Annotated in this window: 12 protein-coding genes; all 12 read left to right on the top strand. The window is 40.3% G+C overall.

Translation table 11 applies throughout. The annotated features are described in order from the left end of the window. The first annotated feature begins 48 nt into the window (after positions 1–48). The 12 genes from mgtA to QM843_RS04955 all read left to right on the top strand — a co-directional run bounded on the left by mgtA (position 49) and on the right by QM843_RS04955 (position 13,261). Complete coding sequence (gene mgtA / locus QM843_RS05010; RefSeq protein WP_414304376.1) at positions 49–2,709, top strand: magnesium-translocating P-type ATPase; 2,661 nt, start codon at positions 49–51, stop codon at positions 2,707–2,709. A 134-nt stretch (positions 2,710–2,843) separates the two neighbouring features. Further along, on the top strand, positions 2,844–3,242 hold the full coding sequence (spx, locus tag QM843_RS05005) for a transcriptional regulator Spx (RefSeq protein WP_000591165.1): 399 nt from the start codon (positions 2,844–2,846) through the stop codon (positions 3,240–3,242). Between the two features lie 171 nt (positions 3,243–3,413). Continuing rightward, positions 3,414–3,983 (top strand): SP0191 family lipoprotein, encoded by a 570-nt coding sequence (locus tag QM843_RS05000; RefSeq protein WP_247942331.1) that lies wholly within the window; start codon positions 3,414–3,416, stop codon positions 3,981–3,983. A gap of 86 nt (positions 3,984–4,069) precedes the next feature. Beyond that, a complete protein-coding gene (locus QM843_RS04995; protein WP_000507059.1) occupies positions 4,070–4,336 on the top strand; it encodes an IreB family regulatory phosphoprotein in 267 nt (88 codons plus the stop codon). A 3-nt stretch (positions 4,337–4,339) separates the two neighbouring features. Further along, positions 4,340–4,759: a Holliday junction resolvase RuvX gene (gene ruvX, locus QM843_RS04990; protein WP_004239076.1), complete on the top strand. Its 420-nt coding sequence runs from the start codon at positions 4,340–4,342 to the stop codon at positions 4,757–4,759. 15 nt (positions 4,760–4,774) lie between these two features. After that, positions 4,775–5,080, top strand: a complete 306-nt coding sequence (locus tag QM843_RS04985) for a DUF1292 domain-containing protein (RefSeq protein ID WP_000017620.1) — start codon at positions 4,775–4,777, stop codon at positions 5,078–5,080. A gap of 303 nt (positions 5,081–5,383) precedes the next feature. Further along, the gene (locus QM843_RS04980) at positions 5,384–6,634 is read left to right on the top strand and encodes a folylpolyglutamate synthase/dihydrofolate synthase family protein (RefSeq protein WP_414304377.1); all 1,251 of its coding nucleotides are present in this window, start codon (positions 5,384–5,386) and stop codon (positions 6,632–6,634) included. An 86-nt stretch (positions 6,635–6,720) separates the two neighbouring features. Next, positions 6,721–7,185, top strand: coding sequence for an SP_0198 family lipoprotein (locus tag QM843_RS04975; RefSeq protein WP_023946810.1), 465 nt, complete (start codon positions 6,721–6,723; stop codon positions 7,183–7,185). Between the two features lie 256 nt (positions 7,186–7,441). After that, entirely contained in the window at positions 7,442–8,974 is a 1,533-nt protein-coding gene (gene cls, locus QM843_RS04970; protein WP_414304378.1) for a cardiolipin synthase, read from the top strand. 254 nt (positions 8,975–9,228) lie between these two features. After that, complete coding sequence (locus tag QM843_RS04965) at positions 9,229–10,782, top strand: damage-inducible protein CinA (RefSeq protein WP_261043239.1); 1,554 nt, start codon at positions 9,229–9,231, stop codon at positions 10,780–10,782. 119 nt (positions 10,783–10,901) lie between these two features. Beyond that, positions 10,902–13,109, top strand: a complete 2,208-nt coding sequence (nrdD, locus tag QM843_RS04960) for an anaerobic ribonucleoside-triphosphate reductase (protein ID WP_414304379.1) — start codon at positions 10,902–10,904, stop codon at positions 13,107–13,109. 11 nt (positions 13,110–13,120) lie between these two features. Continuing rightward, positions 13,121–13,261: a hypothetical protein gene (locus QM843_RS04955; RefSeq protein WP_000521618.1), complete on the top strand. Its 141-nt coding sequence runs from the start codon at positions 13,121–13,123 to the stop codon at positions 13,259–13,261. Positions 13,262–13,277 lie beyond the last annotated feature (16 nt).

Below are 13,277 nucleotides of genomic sequence, written 5' to 3'. Positions count from 1 at the left end.
TTGGTCTCTGTGTATGAAACACATCATTCATACAGATAGGAGAAACCAATGAAAACTACAAAAGAAAGATTAGCAACAGCTATTCATACATCTTTAAACGAAACTCTATCTTTTTATAAGACAAGTCTAACAGGCTTGACTGGGGAGCAGGTGGAGAAAAATCGTGACCTATATGGCGAAAATACCATCACAAAGGGTCAAGAAGACAGTATCCTCAAAAAGATTTACGAATCCATTATCAATCCTTTTACAATCATCTTGCTGGTCATCGCCGTGATTTCCTTGGTGACCAATGTCTGGTTGGCAAAACCAGGTCAAGAAGATCCGACAACTTCCATTATCATCGTTGTCCTAGTCCTCATTTCTGGTGGCATACGCTTTGTCCAAGAACTCCGTAGTGATAAGGCTGCGACCAATCTATCAAAAATGATTGTCAACACAGCGACTGTCATTCGTCAAGGAGAAATCCAAGAAGTACCTATCGATGATTTGGTAGTGGGTGACGTGGTTAAATTAAGCGCTGGAGACATGATTCCAGCAGATCTTCTTTTATTTGAGTCGCGTGATTTCTTTGTACAACAGTCGGGCTTGACAGGTGAAAGTGAATCGGTTGAAAAATTGGCCTTGACCAAGGCAACAGTTCAACAATCTGATAGTCTGCTAGAAGCAGAAGCGCTCGCCTTTATGGGAACCAATGTCTTATCTGGTAGTGCCAAGGCTGTGGTTTTAGCAGTTGGTGATGATACCATGATGGGGGCCATTGAGCAGACTTTGAACACCTATGACGAGCCTACTTCGTTTGAGCGGGAGATGAATAGTATTTCGTGGCTCTTGATTCGTTTGATGCTGGTCATGGTGCCCATCGTTTTCTTGTCCAATGGTTTAACAGATGGAGATTGGTTAGAAGCTGGCGTATTTGCTTTGAGTGTTGGTGTTGGATTGACACCTGAGATGCTTCCTATGATTATCACGGCCAGTCTAGCAAAAGGCTCCATTATCATGGCCAAGGAAAAAGTGGTTATCAAGAAACTCAATGCCATACAGGATTTAGGGGCGATTGATATCTTGTGTACGGATAAAACCGGAACCCTCACTCAAGACGAAATTGTTCTTGAATATCCTTTGGATATACATGGAGATTTGGATTTGACCGTCTTGAGACGAGCTTATCTCAATTCTTATTTTCAAACGGGCTTGAAAAATTTGATGGACAGAGCCATCATCAAACGGACTGAAAAGGAAGCAAAAGAACACACCCTCTTGCAAAATCTGGCTCAAACTTTTCAAAAAATAGATGAGCTTCCCTTTGATTTTGAACGTAGACGGATGAGTGTTATCGTTAAGGATGAACACGAAGTTGTTAGTTTGGTAACCAAGGGTGCCCTAGAGGAAATGTTGACGATTTCCAGTCATGCGGAATACCAAGGAGTGATTACTCCCTTGACAGATGCTATTAGAGAAGAAATTTTAGCAGAAGTCAGACAACTAAATCAACAAGGTTTGCGTGTCTTGGGAGTAGCCTATAAGTCAGGTTTGAGGGAAGGACATGCCTATACAGTTGATGATGAAGGGGATATGATTCTAACTGGTTATTTAGCCTTCCTAGATCCTCCTAAACCATCTGCAGCACCAGCAATTAAGGCTCTGTTAGAACATGGGGTTCAAACAAAGATTTTGACGGGAGACAACGAGAAAGTTACCCAATCAGTCTGTGAAAAGGTTGGTTTGGATATCAATCAGATGCTGTTAGGATCTGAAATTGATCAGATGAGTAATCAAGAATTGGCTCAAGCCGTGGAGGAGGTAACCGTCTTTGCTAAACTTTCTCCTGACCAAAAAGCAAGGATTATTTTGCAATTCAAGGCTAATGGTCATGCTGTCGGCTATATGGGAGATGGAATCAATGATGCCCCTTCTATGAAAGTAGCAGATGTGGGGATTTCTGTTGATACAGCAGTAGATATTGCCAAAGAAACAGCTGATGTTATCCTACTTGACAAGGATCTCATGGTGCTTGAAAAAGGACTTGTTGAAGGGCGTAAGGTCTATGCCAATATGACCAAATATATCAAAATGACAGTGAGTTCTAATTTTGGGAATATCTTATCCCTATTGGTCTCTGGAATCTTTTTACCATTTTTACCAATGGCACCAGTCCATTTGATTATCCTAAATCTAGTTTATGATTTGTCTTGCATTGCCTTGCCTTTTGACAAGGTGGACAAAGATTTTTTGAGAAATCCGCATACATGGGAAGCCAAGTCCATCACGCGTTTTATGGTCTGGATGGGTCCGATCTCTTCTGCCTTTGATATTTTGACCTTTATTTTGCTCTATTTTATCATTGTCCCCATGACGACAGGTCATGCCTATGTTCATGGAGCGGAGTCTGCCGTAGGCTTTATTGTCTTGTTCCAGACAGGTTGGTTTATCGAGTCTATGTGGTCACAAACTATGGTTATCCATATGCTGCGTTCAGCCAAAATTCCCTTTTTACAAAGTCGTCCAGCTTGGCTCGTTCTTGCGACAACCTTATTGGCTGCAGCCTTTGTGACCTTCCTTCCCTACAGTCCACTAGCTAGCCTTCTTCATCTAACTCCTTTAAAACCGATTTATTTCATCTTTTTGCTTTTCATCATTATTTTGTATATGATTAGCGTGACAATTGTGAAAAAAATCTATATCAAAAAATATCAAGAATGGCTGTAAATTTCATTTTGTCAAGAAAAAAGTACGAAAATGACGAAAAAAGTCAAAAAATTTAAAAATAGGTCGCAAGTCGGATGTTTTTTATGGTATAATAGACTAAACTGATAGTAACATGTAGCGAAAGGGGTAGGTACATGATCAAAATTTATACAGTCTCAAGTTGTACTAGCTGTAAAAAAGCAAAAACCTGGCTCAATGCCCACCAGTTAAGTTATAAAGAACAAAACCTTGGTAAAGAAGGAATTACGAGAGAAGAATTACTGGATATTCTAACCAAAACAGATAATGGAATAGCCAGCATTGTTTCATCTAAAAATCGCTATGCCAAAGCCCTCGGAGTGGATATTGAAGATTTGAGTGTCAATGAAGTCCTCAATCTGATTATGGAAACACCGAGAATTTTAAAGAGCCCAATCCTTGTAGATGAAAAACGCCTGCAAGTTGGCTATAAGGAAGACGATATTCGTGCCTTCCTACCACGCTCTGTCCGTAATGTAGAAAATGCAGAAGCACGTTTGCGTGCAGCTCTATAAACATCAAGGCTGGGGGCAACTCCCAGTCTTATTCTATTTTATACTCTTCAAAAATCAAATTCAAACCGCGTCAACATCGCCTTGCCGTACTCAAGTACAGCCTGCGGCTAGTTTCCTAGTTTGCTCTTTGATTTTCATTGAGTATTAATCTCAAAAAGAAAGAAGAAAGAAATGAAAAAAATAGTTCTTGTTAGTCTAGCTTTCCTTTTTGTCCTGGTTGGTTGTGGACAGAAAAAAGAGGCTGGACCAGCTACAAAAACAGAAAAGGATACGCTTCAGTCGGCATTGCCAGTTATTGAAAATGCTGAGAAGAATACAGTTGTAACCAAGACTTTGGTCTTGCCCAAGTCAGATGATGGCAGCCAACAAACCCAAACCATTACTTATAAAGACAAGACTTTTTTGAACCTAACCATTCAACAAAAGCGTCCAGTCTCAGATGAGTTGAAGACCTATATTGACCAACATGGTGTGGAAGAAACTCAAAAAGCTCTCCTTGAGGCTGAGGAGAAGGATGAGTCCATCATAGAAGCTCGTAAATTGGCAGGCTTTAAGCTTGAAACCAAACTATTGAGCGCAACGGAACTTCAAACAACGACTAGTTTTGATTTTCAAGTTCTGGATGTCAAGAAGGCTTCTCAGTTAGAATATTTGAAGAACATTGGTTTAGAAAATCTTTTGAAAAATGAACCAAGCAAATATATTTCAGACAGATTGGCAAATGGTGCGACAGAACAATAGAAAATCCAAATAAATAGACTGCCTGAATTGTAGAACGTAAGGAATTATGCTATAATGGTACTATTCTAAGGAAAGAGGGTGTTAGAATGGGATTTACTGAAGAAACAGTACGTTTTAAATTGGACGATTCCAATAAAAAAGAAATTAGCGAAACTTTGACTGATGTCTATGCTTCTTTGAACGATAAGGGCTACAACCCAATTAACCAAATCGTAGGTTACGTATTGAGTGGAGACCCTGCCTACGTTCCTCGTTATAATAATGCACGAAATCAAATCCGTAAGTATGAGCGTGATGAAATCGTTGAAGAATTGGTCCGCTACTACCTCAAAGGACAAGGAGTCGATCTATAACCTATGAGAATTATGGGATTGGACGTCGGTTCAAAAACGGTAGGGGTGGCCATTAGCGATCCGCTTGGTTTTACAGCTCAAGGACTTGAAATCATCCAAATCAATGAGGAGCAAGGCCAATTTGGTTTTGACCGCGTTAAGGAGTTGGTTGATACTTACAAGGTGGAACGATTTGTAGTGGGCTTGCCTAAAAACATGAACAATACAAGCGGACCGCGCGTGGAAGCTAGTCAAGCCTACGGAGCAAAGCTAGAAGAGCTTTTTGGTTTACCAGTAGACTATCAAGATGAACGCTTGACAACAGTTGCCGCAGAGCGCATGTTGATTGAACAAGCAGATATTAGTCGCAATAAGCGCAAGAAAGTTATTGATAAGTTAGCAGCTCAGCTGATTTTACAAAATTATTTAGATAGAAAATTTTAATACAAAGGAGAGGCTATGTCACACGATCATAACCACGACCACGAAGAACGTGAATTAATTACACTAGTAGATGAGCAAGGAAATGAAACCTTGTTTGAAATCCTTTTGACCATTGACGGGAAAGAAGAATTTGGTAAAAACTATGTTCTCCTAGTTCCAGTTAACGCAGAAGAAGACGAAGACGGACAAGTTGAAATCCAAGCTTACTCATTCATCGAAAACGAAGATGGAACAGAAGGCGAATTGCAACCAATTCCTGAAGACTCAGAAGACGAATGGAACATGATTGAAGAAGTCTTCAACAGTTTTATGGAGGAGTAAAAACGTCCGGGGGACGTTTTTACCCCAACTCCTGAAAATTAGAAGAGTTGGAATGTTCAGTGAACATTTTTACCCTGACGCTAAAAATAAAGACCGTAAGTAAGTCTGGGAGACTGTATCAGCCCAACTCCTAGAAATTAGAAGAGTTGAAATATTTGGGGAGAATTTTACCCCACGTTAATATCCATAGTTGCTAGTGATTAGCTAACCAGGTAAGAGGTCGGGACGAAAATCCTGACCTCATTTTTGTTATCTACGGAATTTTGCTAGATAATTGATTAGACTTTTGTCAAGGAGATGTATATGTTTGAAGTAGAAGAATGGCTCCATAGTCGGATTGGTTTGAATTTTCGATCAGGTTTGAGCCGAATGCAGCAAGCGGTGGATTTGTTAGGAAATCCCGAGATGTCTTACCCTATTATCCACGTCACTGGGACTAATGGGAAAGGTTCTACCATTGCTTTTATGAGGGAGTTATTTATGGGGCATGGCAAAAAAGTTGCGACCTTTACCTCCCCTCATATCGTCTCCATCAATGACCGAATCTGCATTAATGGACAACCTATAGCAGACTCAGACTTTATCCGTTTAGCTGAGCAGGTCAAGGAGATGGAAAAAACACTTCTGCAAACTCATGACCAGTTGTCCTTTTTTGAATTGCTGACCTTGATTGCTTTTCTTTATTTTAGAGAGCAAGAGGTGGATTTGGTTTTATTAGAAGTGGGAATTGGTGGCTTACTTGACACAACCAATGTGGTAATTGGAGAGATTGCTGTCATCACCTCCATCGGACTTGACCATCAGGAGACTCTGGGTGACAGTATAGCAGCAATTGTAGAGCAGAAAGCTGGTATTTTTAAGGCTGGTAAAAAGGCAGTGATTGCTAAGTTGCCTTCAGAAGCTAGGCTTGTTTGTCAGAAAAAAGCCGAATCTTTAGCTGTTGACCTTTATCAGGCAGGTCATGATTTTTCAATGCTGAATGGTGATTTTTCAAGTTCTTTGGGAACTTTTTCGCAGTTGAAAATAGGATTAGAAGGAGCTTATCAGCAGGAAAATGCGGCCTTGGCGCTACAAACGTTTCTTCTTTTTATGAGGGAAGGAAAGGAAGTTGTTGATGAGCAGGTTGTAAGACAGGCTTTGGAGAAGACCCATTGGGCTGGGCGTTTGGAGCGTATTCGTCCTCAGATTTACTTGGATGGTGCTCATAACCTCCCTGCCTTGACTCGCCTGGTGGAGTTTGTCAGAGAAAAAGAGCAGGAAGGCTATCGACCTCAAATCCTCTTTGGAGCCTTGAAACGTAAGGATTATCAAGGGATGTTAGGTTATCTGATTGAGAATTTGCCTCAGGTGGAAGTCAAGGTGACCGGCTTTGACTATCAAGGTTCTTTGGATGACACAGATGTAACAGGTTACGATATAATTCCTTCTTACCGAGAATTTATTAGCAATTTTGAAGCAAGAGCAGACACTCAAGACTTGTTATTCATTACAGGGTCTCTCTATTTTATCTCAGAAGTACGGGCCTACTTGCTGGCCCATGAGCAGATAAATTGACCTCCTTTTTTGAACTTGTTATACTAGGAAAACTACTAGTTAGAAGGAAAAACTTCTGTAAATTGGTAGCAGAAAGGAAATTCATCATGAAATTAAAAAGATTCACACTTTCTCTTGCTTCTCTAGCAAGTCTTAGTCTCTTAGTAGCTTGTTCACAAAGAGCTCAACAAGTTCAACAACCAGTAGCTCAATCGCAAACACAACAAACTCAGCAATCACAACCTGCTGCTTCATCTTCGGCAGAAAATTCAAACCAGGCAGCGACAAGTTCTTCACAAAATACGCCTGAGGCTCAACCAACCAATATTGATGGAACTTATACTGGTCAGGACGAAGGAGACCGTATCACTTTAGTGGTAACTGGAACAACTGGTACATGGACACAGGTAGAAACTGACGGAGATCAAGAAATCAAGCAGGTTAGCTTCGATGCCGCTAATCAACGCATGATTATTGGGGATGATGCCAAGATTTATGCAATTAATGGCAATCAGATGATTATTGACGATAGGGATAGAGAAGCGTCTGATCGCATTGTTTTATCAAAATAGACTGGAAGGAGACTGGTTTTGTCAGTCTCTTTTGCTTTTACTCAGAAAAATGATTATAAATACTTGCCTTCTACCGAATACCTGAGTTATACTAGTATCAATTACCTGTTTTTAGCATTCATACTCTTCGAAAATCTCTTCAAACCACGTCAGCTTCCATCTGCAACCTCAAAACAGTGTTTTGAGCAACCTGCGGCTAGCTTCCTAGTTTGCTCTTTGCTTTTCATTGAGTATCAAAATATCAAGGAGGGGATGTATGAAATATAGAAAATTTCAATTATTGATGTCCAAGTATGGCTTTAGTCTTTCGATTATGTTGCTTGAACTGTGTCTTGTTTTTGGTCTCTTTCTTTATTTAGGGCGGATGGCTCCTATTCGATGGGGTATTCTCTTAATCTTTATGAGTATGGCGACTATCGTAGCGATTGTCAATCGTTCCATGGCGCCTGAAAGCAAGGTAATGTGGTTAGTGGTGACCTTTGTTCCTGTTATTGGCCCCCTGCTCTATCTGATGTTTGGTGAAAGGCGATTGTCCAAAAAAGAAATCAAGCAGTTGGACAAACTTGGCTCCATGCATTTTCGGGAGGATAACAGTAAAGCTCTCCGCCAGAAATTGAAGGAAGATGATAAGGCGGCTTACGGAGTTATCAAATCTTTGCTAAGTATGGATAGCAATGCCGATGTCTATGATCGAACAGATTCACAATTCTTTTCTTCGGGTGAAAGCATGTGGCAACATATGTTGGAAGACCTCAAGAAAGCTGAGAAATTTATCTTTCTAGAGTACTATATTGTCGAAGAAGGTCTGATGTGGAATAGCATACTAGATATACTAGAGCAAAAGGCAGCTCAGGGTGTAGAGGTCAAGATGCTCTATGATGATATCGGTTGTATGGCGACTTTACCTGGAGACTATACTGTTCAGCTTCGTAGTCGAGGAATTGAAGCTCATAAGTTTAACAAGGTGATTCCTCGTTTGACGGTAGCTTATAATAATCGAGACCATCGTAAAATCCTTGTTATAGATGGTCAGGTAGCTTATACAGGAGGCATTAACTTAGCCGATGAGTATATCAACCATGTAGAACGCTTTGGCTATTGGAAGGATAGTGGGATTCGCATAGATGGCCCTGGTGTCAAGGCTCTAACCCGTCTCTTTTTGATGACTTGGTACATCAATCGTGGGGAAATCAGTGATTTTGACCAGTATCACTTGGAAAATCAGCCTTGTTCTGGCCAAGGGCTCTGCATTCCTTACGGTAGTGGACCCAAGCCCATCTTCCGTACTCAGGTAGGGAAAAAAGTTTATCAAAGTTTGATTAATCAGGCTACTGATTCAGTCTATATCACAACCCCCTATTTGATTATTGACTATGATTTAACTGAGAGTATTAAAAATGCAGCCATGAGAGGTGTTGATGTCCGCATCGTGACTCCTTTCATTCCGGATAAAAAATTAATCCAGCTCATAACAAGAGGGGCCTATCCGGATTTGTTGTCAGCAGGAGTAAGGATTTTTGAGTATAGTCCAGGCTTTATCCACAGTAAACAAATCCTAGTGGATAAGGACTTTGCTGCAGTTGGAACAATTAATTTAGATTATAGAAGTTTGCTTCATCACTATGAAGATGCAGTTTTGCTATATAAAACGGCATCAATCACAGAGATTCAAAAAGATTTTCAGGAGATTTTTTCAGTATCGCAAGAAATTTTCCCTCATACGATAAAAAATAGCTGGTATCAAAAATTGATTAAGGAAATTGCCCAGTTATTCGCCCCTATCTTATAAGAAATCTAGGACTTAGGAAATGACTGAGTCCTCTTTTTCTTGCTTTTTACGAATAAGAAGATATAGGAGGAACGATGCTGACTCAGAAAGAATTGGATTATATCATAACATTTAAACAGACGAATTTACATCGATTTCGGGAAATTGAAACCTTTGTGAAACTATGCAAAAAATCACTCAAACAGCCATCGCAAGCTGACAATTCTAGGTCTTTTTGATATACTAAGACAGATAAATTGAATAGGAGAAACGACATGGCTGTATATGGCAGAATCGAAGAAGTATCCGAAACGATACAGAGTAATGAAATTGAAAATAGATTGGATAGGAACCTTGGATCTCATGTAGAAAAAGAAGAACAGGTAGCTTTCCCGTTTTTCAGACTCATCATTGGAAGTACGATTGCAACGGTTTTTTCTGTGGTGATACCTTTACTTTTAGATATGGTAAGTCCTTCTCAGGCGCAGGATTTGTATATTGGGTGGGCTTTACATCAGGGAGGACAGCTCTACAGTAGCTATTATGCTAGTCAAGGTCTACTTTATTATTTACTACTTTACATCACCCAAGGAGGTATCCTTTTTGCCTTGGTAGAATGGCTAGCCCTCTTAGGAGGAGGTTATTTCCTCTTTTCTTCAACCGACTATCTGACGGGACAAAGGGAGCAAGCCAAACAACTCCTAACCATATTTTATATTTTGGTATCCGGTCTTGGTTTTGGAGGAGGCTATGCTACTATCTTAGCTCTACCATTCTTGTTTGCAGGATTTTCATTCATAGCAGCTTATCTATCAAATCCTAATCATGACAAGGGATTTCTACGTCTGGGGATTTTCTTGGCCCTATCATTTTTCATAGAGCCTCTTATAAGTCTTCTTTTTATTGCAGTAGTAATAATTGGTTTATTTGTCTTTAATGTTGGACATGGGCGCTTTGCTCATGGAGTTTATCAGTTTTTTGCAGCAGCACTTGGCTTTTCTCTCATCTTTTACCCAGTAGGATACTATGTTCTTGCTTCAGGTGGTTTTGGAGAAGCTCTAGGAAGTCTTTTATATCCAATTGATTCCCTTCAGGTCTTCACCAATCCTCAACTAATGGATAATGTTGTATTCTATGGTTTGTTGACCTTTGGTTTAGGAGCTCTCTTCCTTGTTTTTCTAGGTTTGTTCCAATCAAAGGCATCAAGATTATATGTTATTTCAGTACCAGCTAGTTTTGCTTTCTTATTTGTATTAGCCTTGTTACTTTTTTCTCAAGAACCTCTTCACGGTTCGCGTTTGATTCTAATCATTCCATCTTTACTCCTTCTTTTGATGACCAGTATTCGTGGGAAACATTCAGCTAGGGGAGCTCGTCGTCGGAGAAGAGAGGAAGTTCCTACTCTATGGAAAAAATTCATGAAGGGAAATCTCTACCTACCGATCCTAGTGGTGGTTTATCTGATTGCAATTCCTTTTGTGGCTCGTTTTGTCTTGCATCCAGCTTCTTATAGAGAACAACATCAAGTAGTAGACAGAGTCAAACAAGAGACGAGTGAGGGAGACCAAATTTATATTTGGGATTCACATGTTCAGATGTATAAAGAAAGTCAGCGTTTGGCTGGATCCATGTTCCCATCACCTATTCTTTACACGGGTACAGAAGAGAATAAAACTAGTTTAATCAATGACTTGAAAGAAAACCAACCTAAGGTGATTGTGGTAAACGACAAGGTGGCTCTCTGGTCTGAGGCGGAGACACTCTTAAAAGAAAATTACCAACAAGTAAAGACTGATTACTCAGAGTTTAAAGTCTATAAAATCAAATAGCTAAATCAATATCTTGTGTATTTTTAAAAATTTTAGGATTTTTAACACAAGATATTGATTTTTATTTTTTTAGTGATATAATACTTTTTAGATATCACATTTTAGAAAAGAGCATGCATATGATTGCACTAGAAGAAAAAATTACAACCTTACCAACCCTCTTCGTTGAAAAACGAGATGGGAGACGTGTTGTATTTGATGTGGACAAGATTGATAAGGCTCTCCACAAGGCGGCTGACAAGGTTATGGATGTGACACCCTTGGTTGAAAAACGCCTAAATGCTCTGACTGAGCGAATTGTCACAGAAATTCATAGTCGCTTTCCACAGGGGGTTAAGATTTACGAAATTCAAAATATCGTAGAACATGAACTTCTTGAAGCCAAAGAATATGCGCTGGCTGAGGAGTATATCACTTATCGGACACAGAGGGATTTTGAGCGCTCGAAAGCGACAGATATCAACTTTAGCATCCATAAACTTCTCAATAAAGACCAGGCAGTTGTCAATGAAAATGCTAATAAAGACAGTGATGTCTTTAACACTCAGCGTGATTTGACAGCAGGTATTGTTGGGAAATCAATCGGACTGCAAATGCTGCCTAAGCACGTAGCCAATGCCCACCAAAAAGGGGATATCCACTATCACGATTTGGACTACAGTCCTTATACACCTATGACTAACTGCTGTTTGATTGATTTTAAAGGTATGTTGGAGAATGGTTTTAAGATTGGAAATGCAGAGGTAGAAAGTCCCAAGTCTATCCAGACTGCGACAGCTCAGATTTCTCAAATTATCGCCAACGTTGCTTCTAGCCAGTACGGTGGCTGTTCAGCTGACCGTATCGATGAAGTTTTGGCGCCTTATGCAGAGAAGAATTACCAAAAACACCTCAAGGATGCGGAAGAATGGGTCTTACCTGACAAACGGGAAGATTACGCTTGGAAGAAAACCCAAAAAGATATCTATGATGCCATGCAATCTCTCGAGTATGAAATTAATACTCTCTTCACTTCAAATGGACAAACACCTTTCACTTCGCTAGGTTTTGGTCTAGGAACCAATCGTTTTGAGCGTGAAATTCAAAAAGCTATCTTAAACATTCGCATTAAGGGCCTCGGTTCAGAACATCGTACGGCTATCTTTCCTAAACTTATTTTCACGCTTAAAAGAGGCCTTAACTTAGAGGAAGGAACTCCAAACTATGACATCAAGCAGTTAGCCCTCGAGTGTGCAACCAAGCGGATGTACCCAGACGTCTTGTCTTACGATAAGATTGTTGACTTGACAGGTTCTTTCAAGGTTCCTATGGGCTGCCGTTCGTTTCTTCAAGGGTGGAAGGATGAAAATGGTGTAGAAGTCAATTCAGGCCGTATGAATCTGGGTGTTGTGACAGTTAACCTGCCTCGTATTGCTCTTGAGTCTGAGGGCGACATGAATAAGTTCTGGGAAATCTTCAACGAGCGTATGAATATCGCAGAAGATGCTCTGGTTTACCGTGTCGAACGCACTAAAGAAGCGACGCCAGCGAATGCTCCTATCCTTTATCAGTACGGTGCTTTTGGCCATCGTCTAGGTAAAGAAGAAAGTGTTGACCAGCTCTTTAAGAATCGTCGGGCAACTGTTTCGCTGGGTTACATCGGTTTGTACGAAGTGGCTACTGTCTTCTTTGGAAATAGCTGGGAACACAATACAGAAGCCAAGGAATTCACTCTGGACATCATTCGTGATATGAAACGCCGTGTAGAAGAGTGGTCTGACCAATATGGCTATCATTTCTCTATCTACTCAACACCATCTGAAAGTTTGACAGACCGTTTCTGTCGACTAGATACAGAGAAGTTTGGTTCTATTCCTGATATTACAGACAAGGAATACTACACCAACTCTTTCCACTACGATGTTCGTAAAAATCCAACACCGTTTGAAAAACTGGATTTTGAAAAAATCTATCCAGAAGCAGGTGCGTCGGGTGGTTTCATCCATTATTGTGAGTATCCAGTTCTCCAGCAAAATCCAAAGGCCTTGGAAGCTGTCTGGGACTATGCCTATGACCGTGTCGGCTATCTAGGGACCAATACACCAATTGACCGTTGCTACAAGTGTGATTTTGAAGGGGATTTTGAACCAACTGAGAGGGGCTTTGCTTGTCCTAACTGTGGCAATAGCGACCCTAAAACAGTAGACGTTGTTAAACGGACTTGTGGCTATTTAGGCAATCCTCAAGCGAGACCTATGGTCAATGGACGTCACAAGGAAATCGCAGCGCGTGTCAAACACATGAATGGCTCAACGATTAAAATAGCTGGTCATCAAGTAACCAATTAGAAAGAAATGAGATGGGAAAATATCAATTAGACGATAAGGGGCGCGCACAAGTGACCCGTTATCACGAGAAACACTCTAAAGGTGGAGCTGGTAAGAAAGAACGTTTGCTCAACCTCAGAGAACAATTTTTAAACAAGAACAAGAAAAAATAAAAGTGAGAGTCAACTC

Source organism: Streptococcus mitis (assembly GCF_047463435.1).
In the GTDB taxonomy this organism is placed as follows: domain Bacteria; phylum Bacillota; class Bacilli; order Lactobacillales; family Streptococcaceae; genus Streptococcus; species Streptococcus mitis_DS.
This window is presented reverse-complemented; position numbering and strand designations above follow the sequence as displayed.

Coding starts and splice junctions, on each gene's coding strand:
- QM843_RS04985 (WP_000017620.1), top strand. CDS start 4,775: ATGTCACACGATCATAACCACGACCACGAAGAACGTGAATTAATTACA.
- spx (WP_000591165.1), top strand. CDS start 2,844: ATGATCAAAATTTATACAGTCTCAAGTTGTACTAGCTGTAAAAAAGCA.
- QM843_RS04965 (WP_261043239.1), top strand. CDS start 9,229: ATGGCTGTATATGGCAGAATCGAAGAAGTATCCGAAACGATACAGAGT.
- QM843_RS05000 (WP_247942331.1), top strand. CDS start 3,414: ATGAAAAAAATAGTTCTTGTTAGTCTAGCTTTCCTTTTTGTCCTGGTT.
- QM843_RS04975 (WP_023946810.1), top strand. CDS start 6,721: ATGAAATTAAAAAGATTCACACTTTCTCTTGCTTCTCTAGCAAGTCTT.
- nrdD (WP_414304379.1), top strand. CDS start 10,902: ATGATTGCACTAGAAGAAAAAATTACAACCTTACCAACCCTCTTCGTT.
- mgtA (WP_414304376.1), top strand. CDS start 49: ATGAAAACTACAAAAGAAAGATTAGCAACAGCTATTCATACATCTTTA.
- QM843_RS04955 (WP_000521618.1), top strand. CDS start 13,121: ATGGGAAAATATCAATTAGACGATAAGGGGCGCGCACAAGTGACCCGT.
- QM843_RS04980 (WP_414304377.1), top strand. CDS start 5,384: ATGTTTGAAGTAGAAGAATGGCTCCATAGTCGGATTGGTTTGAATTTT.
- QM843_RS04995 (WP_000507059.1), top strand. CDS start 4,070: ATGGGATTTACTGAAGAAACAGTACGTTTTAAATTGGACGATTCCAAT.
- ruvX (WP_004239076.1), top strand. CDS start 4,340: ATGAGAATTATGGGATTGGACGTCGGTTCAAAAACGGTAGGGGTGGCC.
- cls (WP_414304378.1), top strand. CDS start 7,442: ATGAAATATAGAAAATTTCAATTATTGATGTCCAAGTATGGCTTTAGT.